18 protein-coding genes and 1 riboswitch are annotated in these 19,866 nt (G+C 58.5%); of the genes, 6 read left to right on the forward strand and 12 right to left on the reverse strand.

Annotated features, from left to right (window positions below; translation table 11 throughout):
• Positions 1-552 precede the first annotated feature (552 nt).
• The 3 genes from CEPID_RS03450 to CEPID_RS03460 all read right to left on the reverse strand — a co-directional run bounded on the left by CEPID_RS03450 (position 553) and on the right by CEPID_RS03460 (position 5,123).
• The gene (locus CEPID_RS03450; RefSeq protein ID WP_047239770.1) at positions 553-1,191 is read right to left on the reverse strand and encodes a DUF3239 domain-containing protein; all 639 of its coding nucleotides are present in this window, start codon (positions 1,189-1,191) and stop codon (positions 553-555) included.
• Positions 1,192-1,200: 9 nt separating this feature from the next.
• Entirely contained in the window at positions 1,201-2,841 is a 1,641-nt protein-coding gene (locus tag CEPID_RS03455) for a DNA repair helicase XPB (protein ID WP_047239771.1), read from the reverse strand.
• 62 nt (positions 2,842-2,903) lie between these two features.
• The gene (locus tag CEPID_RS03460; RefSeq protein ID WP_047239772.1) at positions 2,904-5,123 is read right to left on the reverse strand and encodes a helicase-associated domain-containing protein; all 2,220 of its coding nucleotides are present in this window, start codon (positions 5,121-5,123) and stop codon (positions 2,904-2,906) included.
• 64 nt (positions 5,124-5,187) lie between these two features.
• On the opposite strand from CEPID_RS03460, the gene CEPID_RS03465 reads away from it, so the two are divergent.
• Positions 5,188-5,379 (forward strand): hypothetical protein, encoded by a 192-nt coding sequence (locus tag CEPID_RS03465; protein ID WP_047239773.1) that lies wholly within the window; start codon positions 5,188-5,190, stop codon positions 5,377-5,379.
• A gap of 344 nt (positions 5,380-5,723) precedes the next feature.
• On the opposite strand, the gene CEPID_RS03470 is transcribed toward CEPID_RS03465, so the two are convergent.
• Both CEPID_RS03470 and CEPID_RS03475 read right to left on the reverse strand, forming a co-directional pair.
• A complete protein-coding gene (locus tag CEPID_RS03470) occupies positions 5,724-7,340 on the reverse strand; it encodes a solute symporter family protein (RefSeq protein WP_047239774.1) in 1,617 nt (538 codons plus the stop codon).
• A gap of 3 nt (positions 7,341-7,343) precedes the next feature.
• Positions 7,344-7,706 carry a DUF485 domain-containing protein gene (locus CEPID_RS03475; protein WP_047239775.1) on the reverse strand — a complete coding sequence of 121 codons (363 nt, stop codon included), beginning with the start codon at positions 7,704-7,706 and terminating at the stop codon, positions 7,344-7,346.
• Between the two features lie 387 nt (positions 7,707-8,093).
• On the opposite strand from CEPID_RS03475, the gene CEPID_RS13105 reads away from it, so the two are divergent.
• A complete protein-coding gene (locus tag CEPID_RS13105) occupies positions 8,094-8,378 on the forward strand; it encodes a hypothetical protein (RefSeq protein ID WP_144413437.1) in 285 nt (94 codons plus the stop codon).
• An 823-nt stretch (positions 8,379-9,201) separates the two neighbouring features.
• Here CEPID_RS13105 and CEPID_RS03480 read toward each other — a convergent pair.
• Entirely contained in the window at positions 9,202-9,810 is a 609-nt protein-coding gene (locus tag CEPID_RS03480; RefSeq protein ID WP_047239776.1) for a transglycosylase family protein, read from the reverse strand.
• Positions 9,811-9,821: 11 nt separating this feature from the next.
• Positions 9,822-9,977: riboswitch (cyclic di-AMP (ydaO/yuaA leader) on the reverse strand.
• A gap of 480 nt (positions 9,978-10,457) precedes the next feature.
• Here CEPID_RS03480 and CEPID_RS03485 point away from each other — a divergent pair.
• Positions 10,458-10,841: a cold-shock protein gene (locus CEPID_RS03485; RefSeq protein ID WP_047239777.1), complete on the forward strand. Its 384-nt coding sequence runs from the start codon at positions 10,458-10,460 to the stop codon at positions 10,839-10,841.
• Positions 10,842-10,864: 23 nt separating this feature from the next.
• Here the strand turns inward: CEPID_RS03485 and CEPID_RS03490 are convergent, their stop codons facing one another.
• Positions 10,865-11,365 (reverse strand): DUF2771 domain-containing protein, encoded by a 501-nt coding sequence (locus tag CEPID_RS03490; protein ID WP_047239778.1) that lies wholly within the window; start codon positions 11,363-11,365, stop codon positions 10,865-10,867.
• A 19-nt stretch (positions 11,366-11,384) separates the two neighbouring features.
• On the reverse strand, positions 11,385-12,200 hold the full coding sequence (locus CEPID_RS03495; protein ID WP_047239779.1) for a glutaminyl-peptide cyclotransferase: 816 nt from the start codon (positions 12,198-12,200) through the stop codon (positions 11,385-11,387).
• Positions 12,201-12,237: 37 nt separating this feature from the next.
• Here CEPID_RS03495 and CEPID_RS03500 point away from each other — a divergent pair, with 37 nt between their 5' ends.
• The gene (locus tag CEPID_RS03500) at positions 12,238-12,915 is read left to right on the forward strand and encodes a DUF3027 domain-containing protein (protein ID WP_047239780.1); all 678 of its coding nucleotides are present in this window, start codon (positions 12,238-12,240) and stop codon (positions 12,913-12,915) included.
• Positions 12,916-12,928: 13 nt separating this feature from the next.
• Here the strand turns inward: CEPID_RS03500 and CEPID_RS03505 are convergent, their stop codons facing one another.
• Together CEPID_RS03505 and CEPID_RS03510 are read right to left on the reverse strand one after the other, a co-directional pair.
• Positions 12,929-13,513, reverse strand: coding sequence for an aminotransferase class IV (locus tag CEPID_RS03505; RefSeq protein WP_047239781.1), 585 nt, complete (start codon positions 13,511-13,513; stop codon positions 12,929-12,931).
• A 7-nt stretch (positions 13,514-13,520) separates the two neighbouring features.
• Positions 13,521-15,320: a chorismate-binding protein gene (locus tag CEPID_RS03510; protein WP_052843347.1), complete on the reverse strand. Its 1,800-nt coding sequence runs from the start codon at positions 15,318-15,320 to the stop codon at positions 13,521-13,523.
• Positions 15,321-15,501: 181 nt separating this feature from the next.
• On the opposite strand from CEPID_RS03510, the gene CEPID_RS03515 reads away from it, so the two are divergent.
• Together CEPID_RS03515 and CEPID_RS03520 are read left to right on the forward strand one after the other, a co-directional pair.
• Entirely contained in the window at positions 15,502-16,956 is a 1,455-nt protein-coding gene (locus tag CEPID_RS03515) for an NCS2 family permease (RefSeq protein ID WP_047239782.1), read from the forward strand.
• Positions 16,957-17,211: 255 nt separating this feature from the next.
• Positions 17,212-18,024, forward strand: coding sequence for a TrmH family RNA methyltransferase (locus tag CEPID_RS03520; RefSeq protein ID WP_047239783.1), 813 nt, complete (start codon positions 17,212-17,214; stop codon positions 18,022-18,024).
• A 9-nt stretch (positions 18,025-18,033) separates the two neighbouring features.
• On the opposite strand, the gene CEPID_RS03525 is transcribed toward CEPID_RS03520, so the two are convergent.
• Together CEPID_RS03525 and sepH are read right to left on the reverse strand one after the other, a co-directional pair.
• The gene (locus tag CEPID_RS03525; protein ID WP_047239784.1) at positions 18,034-18,903 is read right to left on the reverse strand and encodes a DUF6928 family protein; all 870 of its coding nucleotides are present in this window, start codon (positions 18,901-18,903) and stop codon (positions 18,034-18,036) included.
• A 5-nt stretch (positions 18,904-18,908) separates the two neighbouring features.
• The gene (gene sepH / locus CEPID_RS03530) at positions 18,909-19,784 is read right to left on the reverse strand and encodes a septation protein SepH (RefSeq protein WP_047239785.1); all 876 of its coding nucleotides are present in this window, start codon (positions 19,782-19,784) and stop codon (positions 18,909-18,911) included.
• Positions 19,785-19,866 lie beyond the last annotated feature (82 nt).

Here is a 19,866-nt window from a genome sequence, read left to right on the forward strand (position 1 = left end):
AACACAAACAATCCGGTAGCAACCACAACCTGTGGCCCGCTACCGGATTCCTTGCATCCCTACCGCACCCTACGCCAGTAGCTGGTTAAGTAAAGGAAAGTCTGGCTGGCCCATGTGTCGCCGACCGTGCAGACTTGTCGTACAAGTGCTATGTCGTCGCTTCGGCCAAGTCCGCACACGAAGTGCAGCGCTTTTTGATGACTAAATTCCCTCAGCGGTAGTCCGACGACTCCTAAGTGACGACATAGAGTGGTCTAAGGCCCCGACTACAACAAACGCTGGTTTCAAATACCACGACGTTGCGGAAACCACGAATTGGGTACACTACTTAACCCCTTTAGCCATCTTCAGTCCAGAGCATTGCGTCGTCACAAGGCTGATGAATTACGCCATCCCGATTGGGATTAGTTATTCACTCACGCCTTCCGACACCCTCAGAGCAAAGTCGTTCGGTACCGTACTCCACTATCACTGTGTTTCCAAGAGCACTTACACTTAACCAACATGAAAACGCCCCAGCAGTAGGACCTGCTGGGGCGCGTCGAGAAGTTCTTAGAGAACGAGGAGGTTGTACGTGGTTGTCTGCACGTCTTTGAGTCTTGGCAGTAGTTTGTCTAGCCGGCGCCATTCGGCTTCCGGAATTGCGCGTTCGGCGTCGACGAGTACGGAACGGTCGGGAGTAGCCCAAGCTATAGGCATGGGGCTGATTTCGTCCCACTGGGCGTCCTTGCCAATCGAACGTCGACCAGATACGGCCACGGAAGGTACTCGCACGCCAACCTTGGTGGGATGACCTTCGAGCTTCGTCACCGTGCGCAGCGCGAGCGCGGGGCGTCGCTGAGCAGCTGGGTCCGCGGAAGCATTCACCAAAGCCATGAGCACCAAATCGCGAGGATTGACCTCGGCGACGATGGCCGGTACGAGTTCATAAGAGTCGTAAAGCCGCTGTGCACCTCCGATCTGGCGGGGGAGGATGAAAATGAGAGAAAAACAAAAGATCGCGAAGGTGCCGAGCGCTACGAGGGCGACAAGTCGCCAACCGACGGTCGTCAGGAAAAAGATACCCAGTGCGACCGCCAAAAGAAGCGCGCCTAGTACACCTGCGGATAACTGCAGACGCGTGACGTCCTTGCTGTATTCATTGTGGGCCTTGTTGTAGTTCTCGTCGACCGTGAAGTGGAAAGTGCGCACGGAATGTCCTTAGATGTCGTCGGCGTCGATAATGCGGTACGCGTAGCCCTGCTCTGCGAGAAAACGCTGGCGGTGGGCTGCATATTCCGCATCTAGCGTATCGCGCGCCACCACCGTATAGAAATGCGCCTCGCGCCCATCGGCCTTCGGCCGCAGCAGACGTCCAAGTCGTTGGGCCTCTTCCTGCCGAGATCCGAATGTGCCGGAAATCTGGATCGCGACCGCCGCTTCCGGAAGGTCAATTGAGAAGTTTGCCACCTTAGACACGACAAGCGTGTTCAGTTCGCCGATGCGGAACTGCTCAAACAGCTTCTCGCGCTTCCTGTTCGACGTCTTCCCCTCAATCACCGGTACCTCCAGCTTCGCCGCAATCTCCTCCAATTGGTCAATGTATGCACCGATAATGAGCGTCGGCTGGCCCTTGTGCTGCTCGAGCAGTCGCTTCACGACGCGTGTCTTGGCTGGTGAACAGGCTGCCAGGCGATACCGTTCGGCAGGCTCCGCGACGGCGTACGCCATGCGTTCGTCGTCGGCAAGCGTGACGCGAACCTCGACGCAATCGGCCGTGGCGATGAAGCCTTGGGCTTCGATGTCTTTCCACGGGGCGTCGTAGCGCTTGGGGCCGATGAGGGAGAATACGTCGCCTTCGCGACCGTCCTCACGCACAAGGGTAGCGGTGAGCCCGAGGCGACGACGGGACTGCAGGTCCGAGGTCATGCGGAAGACAGGGGCGGGGAGAAGGTGGACTTCGTCGTAGACGATGAGTCCCCAGTCTCGGGAGTCGAAAAGTTCGAGGGCGCGGTATTCGCCCTTGGTTTTGCGCGTAACTACCTGGTACGTGGCAATGGTTACCGGGCGAATCTCTTTCTTCTCACCGGAGTATTCGCCGATCTCATCTTCGGTGAGTGAGGTGCGCCGCAGAAGTTCGTCGCGCCATTGCCGGCCTGCAACGGTGTTGGTTACCAGGATCAGCGTCGTGGCTTGAGCCTTAGCCATCGCGGCCGCGCCGACCATGGTCTTTCCTGCACCACACGGCAATACCACCACGCCAGAGCCACCTTCCCAAAATGCATCGGCGGCATAAGACTGGTAGTCGCGCAGCTGCCAGCCGTCTTCCACCAACGCAATCGGGTGAGATTCGCCGTCGACGTAGCCAGCGAGATCTTCTGCCGGCCAGCCGACTTTGAGCAGCTCTTGCTTGAGACGGCCACGCTCAGACGGATGGACGGCGATGTTTTCGGCATCGATGGCTGCGCCCAGCATCGGTTTGATCTTCTTGTGTCGCTGGAGCTCAGCCAGGATTGCTGCTTCTTGCGACTCAAGGACGAGGCCGTGCGCTGGGTGTTTATGCAGACGGACGCGTCCATAGCGGGACATGGTCTCAGCGACGTCGATAAGCAACGGCTGCGGGACCGGGAAGCGCGAGTACTTTTCCAACATGTCCACCACCTGTTCGGCATCGTGTCCGGCGGCGCGCGCGTTCCAGAGTGCGAGTGGAGTGATCCGGTACGTGTGGATATGTTCGGGGGCGCGCTCTAACTCAGCAAATGGTGCGAGTGCCGCGCGGGCTTCTCCGGCCAGCGGGTGATCGATTTCCAACAAGACTGACTTATCGGACTGAACGATGAGGGGGCCGTCGCCGAGTGCCATGCTCGCTCCTAACGTGTGCAATTGTGCAGGGGCAAACCTCCATTATGGCACGTATGAGCTAATCAGGGGTTAAGGCGGACCTCGGTGATCCGGTGCAGCCGGAAACGGTGCGCAGTGCCGGTGCTGGGGTCGATGGTATCAACGAGGCCAGCCGAAACAGTGACAGGCTTCACGACTCGGTGGACAGCTATGCCGTGCTTGTCGACAAATCCCAACGTGACAATCTGCCCGGCACTTGCGGCCTGTTGCAGGGTTGCCAACAACTCGCTGGGGTCCACAGCCTGCCCTGGTGCTTTGCCTGGACGGATGCCCGATTGGTCGTTGCGACGAATCGCGTCGACGGCAGCAGCGATTCGGCTAGCGTCCAGAGATGCTGACGCCTCGGTCGCTTCGGGAGTGGCCACACGCGCCGGAACATCAACCAAATCCAGTCGCATGCCGGCGGCATCTTCGGCGACAGGTTGGAGGCCAACCGCACGCAGCGCGCGAATGACGTCGATAAGCGGTGCCTGGGAGATCGCCACGGTGGGTGCGATCACGCGCATCGCCAGGCTCTCGCCGACGACAGAAACCGCATGGACCAGCACGCTCGGGTCATCGCAACGCACGTAGCTCATTGCCGGACCGCCGCGTACGCTGCCGTGCCTGCGCGCCACGTCGTTGATGAGGAACTCCACCGACTGAGGCAGTTCGGTGAGTGAATAAGACGCCAAAGCATCCAAAATTTCCTGCGCATTGAGGCCCAGGTCGAGCCCGTGCCTAATCGACGACTCAGTGAGGCGATAGACACTGGCCAGGCCTGCAGATTCCAACTCTCCGATGCTGTCCAGTAGCGACTGCACCTTCGGTACCAACGGACCTTGAGACATCAGGGTCATATCCGCTTGAATGATGAGCTTCTCCGAAGCCTCAGGCAGCAGATCTTGGGCGGCCTTACCTGTCAACATGGATGTCAAAGCGCCGACCCAACGCGCTTCCTCATGCAAGTCGCTGACCAATTCAAGCGATACCGGTAGCAGGGGAGTGGTAAAACGTAACAACCGATAAGATTGCTCAGCGGTGAGGTTGCCGTAGCGAGCCCATTGGTCGATCAGTTTGTTCCGGACTTCCACCACCTGCGGATCGTGGGACTCTGGGGTGAAAATATGCGAGACTCGCTGTGACTCTGCTGCGCTGGGGATTCGCCAAGGACTTCGGCGCCAACCCTGAAGGACCATCTCCCACCGTTGGGGCAAGGGGGAGGCTAGGAATTCATCAGCCAGTGGGGTGGGCGCGTAGTAGTCCCCGCCGTCGTCGTCAGCGGGCAGAGGATCGGGGACGCCCCTGGAAATAAGGCGCGTAGATTCGGCCACAGTGAGCACCCGGAACAGTTCCACTTCGGTGATGCCGAGCGCTTTGGTCAGCCGATTAATGACCCGCACCCCAACCGCGCCACCTTTCAGCGTTGATGCCGGTGCACTACCCAATTCCGCCAGCAGCAGGCGGAGAAGACGCAATACTTCCAGCCCCGAGGCGGCACCCGCCTCATCGTCGGCACGCGCAAATGCCTGTTCGGGAACCTCGGGGCGTCGCAACGGCATAAGGGGTTGGTCTTGGAGTATTGCGCGCACCTGCCGGGGTAGTCGCACTGTTTGGGCATCAACGCGAAGTAGCAACCCTTCGGCGATTAACTGGGGAATCGGTCGATTAGGATCCGCATCGATAGCCGCATCCTTAGTGATCCCTAGGCCACCCGATTGACTCAGCGTGTCCAAAATCTTGCGTTTACGGGCACCCAGCTTAGCGACGACCGCAGCCAGCTCCTCCTGATCCATCACCAGCTGGGTGCTAGCTTCCTCGGGCAGTAAGCGCATGCCCGACGGCAACGCGTGCAACACCTCGCCCGGAACCATAAAGCTTGTTCCATCCGCGGGATAAATGAGGGCAAGATTTTGCAAAGTCGCCCAGGCCGAATTGAGATCTTCGGCCAACGGCTGGTCGTCTGCTTGGCAGCGTTGGCTGATGATGCTCACCACTTCGGGGGCAGCAACAGGGGTATTGTGTGCGCCGAGTTCCGCGAGTGCTTCGAGCACGAGAATTTCGGTCACTCCTAGCTGGGCGATGGCGCGTCGAACCGACGCTCGGATCTGTAAACGCGCAGCTAATGGGGCAATACCTGGGGGTAATGGGAGCACAGTGTCCGGCCGCAACGTGAGGAGTTGGGTCAGCTGGGCGTCGTTAAGCGTGGCTAACCATTCACGGAAACTGGGAACTTTTTGGGACTCGCTGTTGCTCTTTTTCATGATCCTTCCAAGTTTAGTGGGACTTGAGGTGACTTTTTGCGGGAGAGTTTGAGACAATAGCGGTATGTCGAAAATGGAGAAGAAGAGCTACGTCGATCCGGCATGGCCAGAGCACATCCCGGGTACCGGTCACCCTGTCACTGAGGCACTTTCCCGTTTGGCTGGCGCGTCTAGCCCATACGGCGACGAAATGCCTTTCCCACTTCCAGCCGACCAAATCGGCTACGTGCACCCACACACTGTGATTAACAAGTAAGTGGTGTAAATAACAAAGATCTCCATCCCTGATTACCTCGGGGGGTGGAGATCTTTTTGGGGTTAGGTAAAGAAGAGTGTGTCCGGTCGCCGTGTCGTCGGCCGTGCGGGTTTGCTGCACAAGTGCTATGTCGTCGCTTCGGCGTAGTCCGACTACGTAGAGCAGCGTTTTTTCATGAAATAAATCCCACAGCGGTAGTCCGACTACACCGAAGGGACGACATCGAGCGGGCTAACGCTCCCAGACAACCGTAAATACTAGCTTCAGGCCCACAACGCTGCGGAAAACACGCAGCAGAGACACACTTTTATTTACTTGACCCTCTTTTTGCGCGCTCTGCCTGATTAGTGAGCGACGGCCTTTTCTACGCCAATGCCGGTGAGCGAACGAACTTCCATCTCGGCAGCCTTCTTAGGGAAGTTGTCAGGCTTGCCGACGTACGTCCCGATGATTCCCAAGATGAAGCCCGCAGGGATCGCAATGATCGATGGGTTGGTCAGTGGGAAGATCGCGAAGTCAGCGTTCGGCAACATGGCCGAGGGAGCGCCCGAAACGGCTGGGGAGAAGATGATTAGCACGATCGAGGTCAACAACCCACCGTAGATCGAGAAGAGTGCCCCGGTGGTGTTGAATTTTCGCCAGTAGAGGGAGTAGAGGATGGTGGGCAGGTTGGCAGCGGCTGCGATGCCGAAAGCCAGAGCCACCAGAAAGGCGATGTTTTGTCCCATCGCGCCAATGCCCAGCACGATTGCCAGCACGCCGATGACAACCACGGTGATGCGAGAAACTCGGACCTGCTCCTCTTCCGTCGCCTGGCCATCGCGCAGGATTGAATTGTAGATGTCATGGGCGACCGAGGCGGATGCGGTGATCGCCAAGCCAGCTACAACAGCGAGAATGGTGGCAAAGGCAACTGCCGAGATGCAAGCCATGAAGATCGTTCCGCCCACCTTCGCGGAAAGCAGCAGCACGGCTGAGTTCGCGCCACCCGGAGCCTTCGCGATCTGCTCCGGCCCCACCAGAGCGGCCGCGCCGTAGCCCATAACGACGGTGAGCAAGAAGAACAGGGCAACGATCGCGATGGTCCAGGTGATGGAACGTCGAGCTTCTTTAGCGGTAGGAACGGTGTAGAAACGCATCAGCACGTGTGGCAAACCGGAGGTGCCGAAGACCAGGGCGAGGCCGAGAGAGACGAAATCAAGCTTGGTCAGGGTGTCCTTGCCGTACTTGAGGCCGGAGTTCAAAATCGCGTCGCCCTTGGGATGATTGGCAATGGCCGACTCCAACACCGCGTTGAAACCGCCCTTGATGGCGACAAAGGTCAGCAGGGTAATGATGATCGATCCACCCACCAACAACACAGCCTTAATCATCTGCACATAGGTCGTGCCCTTCATACCACCTACCAGCACGTACACAATCATCAGCACGCCAACGATTCCCACGACAGCCGATTGGGCGGCTTTGCCGTCGATACCCAGCAGCAGCGCCACCAGGCCACCGGCACCGGCCATTTGTGCGATCAGGTAAAACAGCGAGATGGTGAGCGTGGAGATGGCAGCAGCCATACGGACCGGCTTCTGCTTGAGGCGGAATGACAACACGTCGGCCATGGTGAACTTGCCGGTGTTGCGCAGCGGTTCAGCAACCAACACGAGTGCAACGAGCAAAGCGATGAGGAAGCCAACGGAATAGAGGAAGCCATCGTAGCCGCTGAGCGCGATAGCGCCCGTAACACCGAGGAATGCGGCTGCAGAAAGGTAATCGCCGGAGATTGCGAGGCCGTTTTGCCAGCCGTTAAACGAAGCACCACCGGTGTAGAAGTCGGAGCCTTTCTGGGAGGTTTGTCGAGTAGCTCGGACAACAATCGCCATCGTTACCACGATGAAGCCCACGAAAATCGAAATATTGAGCAGCGGGTTACCCGTTGAAATCTGCTCAGCAGCTAGTACAGAGTGCATGGGTTAGACCTTTCCGATCGGGGTAGGCTGTTGCAGCATCGAATTGCGTATCGACGCCGTGGCGGGGTCCAAGGTGTTGTCGGCAAAGCGAACATATAGCCAAGTGACGATGCCTGCTGTCGCGAACTGGGCGAGTCCCAGAACCATGCCGATGTTGATAGCGCCATAGACTCGGATTGACGTGAAATCGGTGGCGAATGTGGCAACGACGATGTAGAACACAAACCACAGCAGAAACACTGCAGAAATCGGGAAGGCGAAGGACCGGAAGGTGTGCCGGAGTGCACCGAACTCTTCCGATTGACTGACAGCAAGGAACTCGTCCGCTGTCGGCGGTTGGGGATGCACGGGGTGCTGTTGTTGCATAGCGACCTCTCTAGTTAAGGCGATCTGAGTCACGACAAATTGACTGTGTGACACGCTACACAACTAGGTTTGCTTCCATGACGCTTTTTCCAGCTAGGGGGTACTTTTCCTTGCGATAAGTGAGATTTCCAAACTTGTGAAGATGTTGAGATAAGTGGTTTTGTTAAGTCTGCGAAGGGGAACTTGTGTTGGTGGGGGTGAATTTTGCGTGGTTACCGTCAAGAACTGGAGTCCGAGGTGAAAAGGGAGTGGGCGAGTGGCGCACTGGCTTAATTTGAGCGCTTTGGCGCGGGCGGGGGTAGTAGGGAGGCGGGTATTTGCGGTTGCGGTGCTCGGGTCGCGCCGGTGTACAAAAACCGATCCTCTCGCTCAGTGTGTGCTGGGTCAATGAAGAAAAACGGCACCACCAGATGGCGATGTAACAATAAGTCCTGCGGTGCTTCCACCGCCCGAAGCTCGCAAACAGCTTCAAAGAATGCGGCGGCTTTCCGCTTGTTCTATGACTGGATCACCGCCGCCACATCACTTGTTGCAATTGCCGCAAAAGCAGGTGTCGCCCGTCTAACTCTGCGTCAATGCTTCTGGTGGTGCTGGTTGATTCATCCTCAACCGTATATCGGTTCTTTTCCGTATCTTCGATTAAGTCTTGATCGGCGGCATCTACTTCAATGAGCAGTGTTTGCTGATCCTGTCTTCCAACGGCGATGTCATCGCTTGGCACTGGTGCAAAACCGGAAACGGTTGAGGCCTATACACACGTGTGCTGTGCACCATCCGGTCACCGCTCATGGTCATGTTGGACGGTGGACAAGGGGCACGCAGTGCGATCACTACGTGCTGGCCCACGATCAAGGTTCAATGCGGCATTGTCCATGCTTAACGACGGTTCAGACTGCTCACCAGGTCACGCCCGTGCACTGATGCGGGCGAAGCGATCTACGGGCTTGCCTTAGCGCTCGCCAAAGTCACCGTCTTGACCCAACCAAACGACAACCAAGCAAACCAAGAAACAGGTTGACCAACCCTCTATGACAACGCTATTTCAACCGAATACAACCACGACACCGGAATACGCAAAGGAACCATCCCCTAAAACCACAAATGTGTCCGGTCGGCGACTCGCCGACCGGACACACTGTTCTTTACTTAACCCTCTCTCATTCTTGTTTTCCGCAGTGTTGTGGGCCTGAGGCCAGTATTTGTTGTTGTCTGGGGGCCGTAGCTCGCTCGATGTCGTCCCTTCGGTGTAGTCGGACTACCGCTGTGGGATTTTATTCATTAAAAAACGCTGTTCTACGTAGTCGGACTACGCCGAAGCGACGACATAGCACTTGTGCAGCACACCCGCGCGGCCGGCGACACGCCGACCGGACACACTTTTCTTTACTTACCCCCCGTGCGCCGTGCCGGGGTCGCAGCGAACACAGCAAAAATCCGCTCCTTCAACCATATGATGGGCTGAAGAAGCGGATTGAAGCTTCAGGCTGGGCCTAGCTTAGAGCTTTGCCAGCTGGCCGGAGGAGAGGAGGGCGTCGATCTGGCCTGTATTAGCTGCGTAGTAATCCAGTGCCTGCTGTGGCAGGACGATGCCGTACTGCGCGAAGAAGGCCTTAATCTTTTCCAGCGCGGCCTCAGCAGCGGTTGGAGCTGCGATTGGTGCTGCCGGGGCATCGTATGCAACAGCAGCAGGTGTAGCCGGGGCAGGCGCTGGTGCCGGAGCCGGAGCGGAGACGTTGCGTTGAGTTGGACCCGCGTTCAGTCCAAGGCTTGCAGAACATGCAGGCCATGCGCCCCAGCCCTGACCGGCGAGAACGCGCTCGCCAACGGCGATCTGCTGTTCACGGGTTGCCTGGTAAGCGTAAGGGGCGAATTCCTGGCCGCCGTAGGCATTCCAGGTGGAAGGGGAGAACTGGAGTCCGCCGTGGAAGCCGTTGCCGGTGTTGATGGACCAGTTGCCACCTGCTTCGCATCCTGCGAGACGATCCCAGTCGGAATCTGGAGCTGCGCTAGCGGTTGGGGCAAGCAGAGTTGCTGCGGTGCCGAATGCGACGGTGGATGCGGCGAACTTGGCCTTCAGGGAAGAGCCGGCTGCATGACGTGCCATAAAAAATGTGTTCCTCTCATATTAAACGCCTGCGAGGTTAGCTGTCGGGTTCGGGCGGAGGATCACAGTGCCCGGCCAGTAGCTTCCTTGTGAGAAATCTACGTGGCTTCACCCCAAGGGAATGGTTCCCAAAGTGGGTTCCCCGCCCCAGTCTGCACATGAATGAAAAATTTTTGTATTTAATGGCCAGCAGTTTCGGCATCTCTCGCAGACTGGGTTAGGCGTAAAGAAAGATGCTTGCTCTGTGGCGCTTGCTAGATAACGGTAGCGGTATGTAACGAAAGTGTCACGCTCATTTGGCGGAAAAGTTACGAAATTCTCTCGAAGGCAAGAAATCCGCAGGTGAACTCGACCAAGAAATCTGTGTGATGATAGTCACAATTATTGTGGTAACTGCTTGAAGTATCGCTTTGGAAACCTTGGCCATTGTGAGGTTTGTGCAGGTAATGGTGGAATTTGATCGGTGACGGATCAATAAAACGTGCTCACTCGCGCAGATTTGATAATTGTGGAACAAGGGTTTAGGGGAAAGGTGCGGATGTGTGGCGAGAGAGAGGTGTCGATAAGGCTGGGTGGGGTGGAAAATACCGCGCCTAAACACGGTATAGTTAAACTTTTACGAACGCGAAGTGAAAGGACTGATGACTATGCCCATCGGCAAGGTGAAGTGGTACGACGTCGAGCGTGGCTTCGGCTTTGTTTCGAACCCGGGCGATGAGGACGTTTATGTCAACAAGGCAGTGTTGCCTAAGGGAGTCACCGAGCTGCACCCTGGGCAGCGCATTGAGTTTGATTTCGCGGCCGGGCGGCGTGGCCCGCAGGCATTGCGAGTGAAGGTTTTGGAAGAGGCGACTCGCAAGCCGATCCACAAATACAAGCCGGAAGAACTGAACTCTATGATTTCCGATCTCATGACTGTGCTGGAATCTGCGGTGCAGCCGCAGCTCGCGCAGGGTCGGTACCCGGACCGCAAGGAAGGTCGACAGGTAGCCGAGATTCTGCGAGCAGTGGCTAAGGAACTTGACGCCTAAATGCCCCCATACGCCAAGCAGCCCTACTGCTTGGCGTTGACGGACCACACCACGGTGTATGGGGTTTCTACTCCTTGGGCATCTTCGCCAATCATCAAGGAAGAAACTTCCACGACGACGAGTCGAGACCCGGATTCGGATTGAGCCGGGATCTCGACTTCTTTCTTTTCATTACCCTTGAAGAACATCTGATCGTTGGCCGCCGGGTCGTCGTAAATCTTCAGCAGGGACCAGTCATGGTCATAGACGTCGCTGGGTAGGGAGATTTTCATTGGGTTATCGCCCACCTTGAGCTCTGCGACCTGTCCTTGCGGACACTCGACTCCTGCCTCGCAGACCGTATATGGATGGACATCCATCTTCTCATTGCCAGCGGAAACCTGCAGAGTGACGGTCTTTGGGTCTGGGCCCGGCCGATCATTCCACCACTTTTGAAAAGCGATACTTCCTGCCACGATCACCACTACGGCGACGATGAGGATCACGAACTGCGTCAGATTGCGTTTCCGGGTGCTGCTGGCCATAGCTACCAATGCTAGCTAGTTATCCAGCTGGAACAAATCGCACCTCGTACATCTGGGGCCATCGCTTGCCAGCAAGAAGGAAAGAATCTGAGCCTGGGAGGGCCGCGATTCCGTTGAGGACGTTGTTTGGATCGGCGGCCGCATTGCTGGGCAAGGCGCTGGCGTCGATAGTAGCGTTGACTTTCCCATCCGGGCTGATCCGCACAATCTCGCTGGTCAGGAAGCGATTGGCGTAGATTTGGTCGTCAACGCACTCCAGTTCGTTGAGCTGAGTCACGGGCTGGCCTCCGTTGGTGACGGTGATGCGCCGCTGTTCGCTGAAGGTTTGTGGGTCGAGGATCCGCAGCTGGGCGGTGCCGTCGGACATCACTAGGTGATCCTTGGTGGCGCACAGTCCCCAGCCTTGACCTGGGTAGCGGACCTGGGTCTTTTCGGCGAGTGTGCGGGCGTCACGTCGGTAGGCGATGCCGTCTTGCCAGGTCAACTGCCATATATCGTCGCCAAATTTGGTGATGCCTTCCCCAAATTGTCGTGGCGGAAGGCTCTTTTGGGCCAACGGAGAGGCCGTCGGGGTGGAAAGGGGAACGCGCATGATCTGGCTTTCGCCGTACTGGCCAGTGCCGATCAGCAAGTCCGAGCCGTCCACTTCGAGCCCTTGGGTAAACCACGCCGGATTCATCTGGTGGGTCGCCACGATCTCTGGGCGTAGCCGAACTGACTGGTCGACGGCACTATTGGTTGCCTGCGGCGGTGCCGGAATACTCGACGAACAACCGACGACCCCGCCGGTTAGCGCAAGCGCTACCACCATTTGCCACACCTGTTTTAGACCCATAACTAATCATTGTGCCTTAATCGGCAATAATGGAGAGGTGGCACCTGGAAAACGACGCAAGCGAAACAACAAGGGTCAGCTGTTCGACGCCCAAGCCATCGACCTCGCACGGTCTGCCTTGGAGGAGCTCGACGAGGGGGAAGTAGGCGTACACACTGGGGTATCGGTACTAGGCGACAACGTGGTAATCCACCACTTCGAAGCTCATGTGCCGGGCTACCGAGGTTGGGAATGGACCGCCGTCCTGGCCTGCGCTGACGGCTCGCATTACGTCACCGTCAATGAACTTGCGCTCATGCCAGGGCGTGATGCGCTGCGCGCCCCAAGCTGGATTCCTTACGAGGATCGTGTCCGCCCTGGAGACCTGAAACCGGGTGACCAATTTCCGCCGCGTGCCGACGACGATCGCCTCGATACCCTTCCCGACGGCACCCATACCCTCACTAAGAAGGGCTTTGAAGACTCGTTGGCGAGGTGGCGAGAAAACTACGGACCCACCACAGAATACGCCGAGAAGGCTCACCTCAAGTGCTCTAGCTGCGCGTTCTTTCACCCCATCGCAGACTTCCGGACTTTTGGCGCCTGCCTCAACATCTACGCAGCCGATGGGCGTGTCGTCCACGTGGCGTACGGGTGCGGAGCACACTCCGAAACCCCACCGGCGGATAACCTCGCAGCCAAGGAACACGAGGCGTTCGACGACGGGCACCTTTAACTCTCCAACACTGCTAAACGACGTCCGCGTGGTCCCACAGCCAACGGTTGACCGAGGTAGGGTCAGGTCCACCCGCGCTGCGCACGCCGGAAAACGCGTTGAGCAGCCACAACCGTTTCGGGGATCGCCAACCCGAGCACGGCCTAACCACAAGTCCTGAGCTACGCAAGAACTCAAGAACCGGGGGCAAAGTAGTTGAGTTAAGGGTGCGCGGGTGAGTACAAAACTCAGCCACCCCAGAATCAAAACAAATCAGGGCCGAAAAGATGCCTTCGACGACGAGGCCATCCTGGCTCAACAGCCCTTCTGCGAAACCACGCCGTTCGGATTGGCGCAACCTGGTGGTCAACCACACTAGATCGGGACCTTTCCGGGTAGGTTGGGTGCGAAGATCCAAGTGCGGGATCGGATCAACACCGATCAGCGCGCTAAATGGACGATCTGGACGGTGTTGCACCTGACCGTCGGCGCGCACGAGAGGGTTCGAAGCACCAGTGGCTGCTTCGCGCAGTTGGGTGCGCACCATCTGTTGTTGCTCCAGGTCTAGCCCAAGGCGCTCAAAGTGCGCGCCCAGGTTGCGGACCTTGCCGTCGACCATACGAAAACTAGTGCAGATCATCGTTGCCCAACACCGCCAAAAAGGGCCGCAGTTTTACCAGGACTTCGTCATATTCTTCGTCCGCGTCACTTAGCCGGGTGATCGCTCCACCAGCGCCGTAGGTGGCACGGCCGTCGGCAAGCACGAGGGTACGGATCAAAATGGAGAAGTCAGCATCACCATCAGCGGAGATATAGCCCATGATCCCGGAGTAGTCGCCACGAGGCTGGCCTTCGAGCCGCGCAAGAATATCCATGGAGGATTGCTTGGGCGCGCCCGTCATCGATCCACCCGGAAACGCCAGCCTGACGACGTCCGCCGTGCGACGCCCAGGGGCGATGCGCCCCGTGATCGTCGAAATCATCTGATGGGCGTGCGTAAACGAATGCACCGCGCACAATTCCGGCACGGCGATGTCGGTGCAGGTCCGCGCTAAATCGTTGCGCAGCAGATCGACGATCATGAGATTTTCCGCCCGGTCCTTGCGCGACGTGGCCAAATCCTCCGCCAACTGACGGTCGCTTTCAGGGGTTTGCCCACGCGGCCGAGTGCCCTTAATTGGACTGGCAGCAGCAACACTCTGCCGAACCGACAAGAACCGCTCGGGCGAAGCGGATAGCACCGCACGCTGCGGTGAGAGGTAGCAACCAGCCATAGGCGACGGTGAGACCTGCCGCAACTGCAGGTAGAGCGCTAGGGGATCGACATCAACCTCGGCGTGCGCCGACGTGGTCAAACACAGCTCGTAGCTGTTTCCCGCCGCGATTTCCGCCTGGCATTGCTCCACCAATTCCCGGTAGTTCTGCCTACTGTGACGGATGCGCACCGGCGCCTGGATGCGGGCCGGTGCAACAACAGCTAGGGGGACTTCTGTTAAGCGGGCATCGTCTGGAGACAAAAGGAATGCCTGTCCGTCCACGATTTGGTAGACCACCTCAGGCTGGAGCAGCTGTTCAGTGAAAGTACCGCCATCCGTGCCATCGCTGGCCTCGTAGCTAAGCACGCCGAGCGCGCCGGGGACGAAAGTGTGACCGGAGCTGGAATCGGGGCTCAAGCGGGCGGGTGGGATGCTGTCGACGTCGATAAGCTTCTGCCCTGCTGCAACCAAATGCATGCCGGAGGTGGCGGTGTCCGCGGTGGCGGTGTCAAACCAGCACACATAGGGGAAGTGTTCACGTAGGCCGGCCGCGACCTCAGCAGGGGCGTGAAGCGGGGCGGTGCTCCGGTGCCATTGGCGCATGATCCCGGTGGCAGCCAGTAGGTTTTGCATGAGTTGGACACCCGAGTGGGTCCCGATGGATTCCGGGTGAAACTGCACGCCCCACTGTGGCTTGTGGCGATGTTTCAGCGCCATGATGGTGCCGTCTTCGGCGGTGGCCAGGACCTCAATATCGGGGTGGGGTGCGACATCCAGAGAGTGGTATCGGATCACCGGAAGCGGTTGCGGAAGACCAGCGAAAATGCCCTCGCTTGAGTGCTGGACCAGGCTTTCCAGACCATGCATGGGAAACGGTGCCCGTCGTAATCCTGCTCCCGCTAGGAAGGCGATGGCTTGGTGGCCGAGACAGACACCAATCACCGGGGTGTGGTCTTGGTCGAGGGCCACCGCAGAAGCTTTGAGGTTCGCCCGGGTGGGTTCGCCCGGGCCGGGGGAGATGATTATGAGGTCGGCGTCGTCGAGACGCAACTGGGTTGCGGGGGCGTCATTGGCGACAATGCGCGGGGTGATGCCACTGGCCCGCTGGACGAGGTCTGCTAGCAGGTGGGTGAATGAATCGTGATTATCAATCAGTAGGATATCGGTCACAGTGGTACTCGTCTCACCGGCATTGTTCCTGGGAAATGCGCATTTATTCAGTGTAAACCCTGTGGTAGATGGGTGCAGCGTTTGCAGGTGGGTGGGCATTAATGCGATTGTTGACGGGGCAGCCATAGCGGAAAAGCTCGCCGGGTGCCAGCACAATTTCAAAAGTTCATTGGGAGCATTTATGACTACTCCGACCGCCTCACGTAGCGCGCTCGATAGGTACTTTTCCATTTCGGCCCGGGGGTCATCGGTTGGGACGGAGATCCGTGCCGGTGTTGTGACCTTCTTCGCGATGGCCTACATCATCATCTTGAACCCGCTCATCATCGGCACCACCGCCGATCGTACTGGCCATGCGCTGGGAATCCCGCAGGTTGCAGCGGCCACTGCCCTCGCAGCTGGCGTCATGACGATCGCCTTCGGACTGTTCGCCCGCTATCCTTTCGGTATCGCTACTGGCCTGGGCATTAACACCCTGGTTGCTGTGACCCTGGTCGCTGGGGAGGGCCTTACCTGGCCGGAAGCTATGGGCTTGGTAATTATTGACGGCATCATCATCGTTATCCTGGCGGTTTCAGGTTTCCGTGTCGCAGTATTCAACGCGATCCCGCATTCGTTGAAAGCTGCAATGGGTGTTGGCATCGGCATGTTCATCGCGATGATCGGCCTGGTCGACTCCGGATTTGTACGTCGTATTCCAGACGCCGCTCACACGACAGTGCCGGTCGGCCTGGGTATTAACGGCTCGATCGCTTCCTGGCCAACCTTCGTGTTCGTGGTCGGTCTGATCATCACTGGCATCATGGTTGCCCGGAATGTCCGCGGTGGTCTCTTCTTCGCGATCGTCATCACCACAATCATCGGCATGATCGTCGAAGCGCTCACCGGCGCAGGCCCATCCTTCGTGGACGGCAAGCCAGTCCCTACCGGCTGGAACCTCGCCGTACCGACACTGCCGAATTCCCTTGGTGGCATGCCCGACCTCTCGATTGTCGGCAGCGTAGACTTCTTCGGCGCCTTCGTTCATGTCGGCGCCCTTTCCGCCACGCTTTTGGTATTCACCCTAGTCCTGGCTAACTTCTTCGATGCAATGGGCACCATGACTGCGCTGGGCAAGCAGGCAGGGCTTACCGACGACGATGGCAACCTCCCCGACATGAAGAAAGCCCTTGTTGTGGAAGGCTTCGGCGCCATCGTAGGTGGCGGTGCCTCCGCATCCTCCAACACCGTCTACATTGACTCCGCAGCTGGCATCGCCGACGGTGCCCGGACCGGCCTGGCTAACGTGATCACCGGCGTGCTCTTCCTGGCCGCGATGTTTTTGACCCCGCTTTACCAAATCGTTCCGATCGAAGCAGCAGCTCCCGTGCTCGTAGTGGTCGGCGCGATGATGATGGGCCAAATCAAGGAAATCGACTTCTCCGACTTCACGATTGCGCTGCCAGCATTCCTCACGATCGTAGTGATGCCTTTCACCTACTCCATTGCTAACGGCATCGGTGTTGGTTTCGTGTCCTACACCCTGTTGGCTCTGGCCTCTGGCAAGGCAAAGAAGGTTCACTGGTTGCTGTGGCTGATCTCCGTGCTGTTCATGGTGTATTTTGCCATCGACCCGGTGATGAACGCCCTGTCCTAGCAACGTCGCCGGTCTTAGGCATGCACCTGGGAAGCGAGGAACGCTCGCACCCAGGTGCTTTTTCGTGCTGTCGGGCAGTCGGACTTCGCTGCGTGGGTCCGCTCAATTTGACCAAATTGTAGCGTCTATTTTGGCCCTCGGAATGGGGGGCTACGGTGTGATGAAGTTTGGCCACACCAAATTCCATCGCCACCCACCACGAGGCCTCACCCACCACGAGGCCTCACCCACCACGAAGCTAAACTCAACACCATTATGGCTCTTACACACATCGATGATCCTGCAGATCCCCGCCTCGACCCTTTCCGCGACCTGAAGCACTCAGATCAGTCGGGCAAGGGCCTGGTTATTGCAGAGGGTCCACTGATTGTGCGTCGGCTGCTGGAGTCGCGCTATCCGGTGCGGGCGATCGTGGGATTCGCAGCGAAGATCGACACCTTCCTGGCGGAGGAGGGGGTTCCTGAGCTGGTTGCGGACCTGCCCATTTATGTGGTCTCCAGGGAGTTGCTCGCGGAAGTCGCAGGGTTTGACATGCATCGCGGTCTGTTGGCGGCGGCTGACCGCGCCGAGCCCGCGACGGTGGCGGAGGCTCTCGAAGGCGCCAAGACCATCGCGATCTTAGAGGGCGTGGGCGATCATGAGAATATCGGCTCGATCTTCCGCAACGCGGCGGGCATGGAGGTGGATGCCATCTTGTTTGGTGCCGCTTGCGCAGACCCGTTGTACCGGCGCTCGGTGCGTGTTTCCATGGGCCACGTTTTGCGTCTTCCGTTCGCGTACCTCGACGGCTCACCCACCACCTGGCACCACAGCCTCAAACCGCTTGTCGACGACGGCTGGCGCCTCATCTCGCTGACTCCCAACACGGAGACTCTGCTCAAGGGCGCGTTGGCTGACAATCCAGAGAAGGTGGCCTTCCTTGTCGGTTCCGAGGGGCCGGGGTTGACGGAGCGGGCGATGCGGGCGACGCAGGTGCGGGCGAAAATCCCGATGGCGGAGGGAACTGATTCGCTGAATTTGGCGACTGCGGCCGCGATCGCTTTCTATGAGCGCCAACGCGCGAACTAACAGGCAGAACTAGCTGCGATCGGTGTGCCGGAGCTTTTCGCGAACGTTATTGAGGGCAGTCGATGCCTGTTTGAGGGATCGAGCGGTGAATTTCAGGGCGCCGTCGGCAAGCGAGCGAGCGCGGTTCGCGACGGGGGTTTCGGTGTTGTCGTCGGGGGTGTCTTCGTAGTCGTCGTATTCGGAGTATTGGGGGCCGAGGCCTAGTTTGGCGGAGGCGTTGTCGATGAGCGCGCCGACGTCGTTTCGCTCGGGCGGGGCCACGACCCGGGGTTCTTTGCGGCCGTCGATGGCGTAGCCCACCACGGAAAGGTCAGGGCCCTCGGCGGAAATGTCGACACCCAACCAATGCTTGTCTGCTTCATGGACCAGGTCAATTGGCTCGAAGGGGAGGTCGATGGAGTGCGGGCTGGTTTCGCCACGTTCCCCGGCCCAAAACGGGCTTTCAAACGGGGAGGGCAGGCCGATGTCCTCGTACACCCGATTGCGGCGTGCGCAGAAGCTGCGTCGCAGTTTGCCGTCGATCCAGTGTGCGATGCCACCAAAGCCGGTGTCGGGGTTAGTGGCGAACGCATAAGTGTTGTGAGCAGGGACGGAATTAAGCAGCGTCGGCGAGAGCTGTGACAAGCAGGTGAGTTCTTCAACCACAGTTTGCACGACAGTGATCCCTGGGTAGCCGGCGATATAGAATTCACCCTTGCTGGCTTGCACGGAGCGGTTCAGGGGGAATTGCCCGAAGACCGAGATGGGCCAGGAGGGGTTCATCAGCGCCAGGTATTTGCGCCCGAATCCGCGGTTAGCTTTTGGCTCTTTGGCCAGGACGGCGGCGGGGTCGTCGGTGTTGACGAACCAGAGGGTGACCACAGCATCGTGCGCGTGCATGGCAGCTAGTTCCTTGGACGTTTGGTGTTGGTACGAACTCCCAAGAGCACGTCCTCCCAGTGCGGAGTGACTGCTTTGCGACGTCGCTTAGCCGGCCGAGCTTGTGCCTCGGGGTGCTGGAGAAAGTCCTCGTCGGAGCTTTCGGCGTGGGTTTCCGGGACCTCTGGTTCTTCTGGTTCTTCTTCCGCAGTTATGGTGGCCAGCGAGCGCATCGCTGGTTGTCCGAAATCGGGGTCGGTGAGTTCGGCCGCTACGGCGTTGCGAGCAACCGCAGTCGCCGAGCTCATCCCCTGCGGGTGGTAAGACCACTCAGCAACGTTGTCGGTGTGCCCGACTTTCCAGCCAACCCGAACCACCCATTGACCGGAGGCGTCCTTGTAGGCGTCCCATTCGGAATCCGTGAGGTCGTTGCCACGGGCCGCGAAAGCGGTCGCGAGAACTTCCCACAAGCTCAGCTTCGCTGGCCCGTCGGAACGCACTGGGTGGGCACGCTTGGCCATGTCAGCGATCCGCGCGCGTTCAATGAGCACCGGGTGTGCGAATGGCTCAATCCGAGCCTCCGTCACGCCGTTTTCTTCAGCAACTTCCGCGATGGTCTTACCTGCGCGAATGCGATCTTGAATATCGCGTGGGCGCATCTTCAGTGGAGTGGACAGGCGCGGGTCAATTTCCCGCGGCTCCGGGCGTGGGGCTGGCTTATCGACGGCCTCCGGCTGGGAGTCCTCTTGGTGATCCTTAACCTGCTCCGGCGCTACAGATTCTTGCGTGATGAGTGTTCGTAGCTCGTCGGTGACTTCAATGAAGAAGTCCTGGTTGTCTTCGGCACGCAGCACTAAGGAAGTGGCGGTTGATTCTTCGGCGATGAGCCTGAGTTCGCGCAAAGTTACTCCTTAGGTGGGCAAACAACATCGATGTGACCACTCTAACGCACAATTGCGCCACAACGTGGGAGTTGCAGCGCGT

It is taken from the genome of Corynebacterium epidermidicanis, from assembly GCF_001021025.1.
GTDB lineage: Bacteria > Actinomycetota > Actinomycetes > Mycobacteriales > Mycobacteriaceae > Corynebacterium > Corynebacterium epidermidicanis.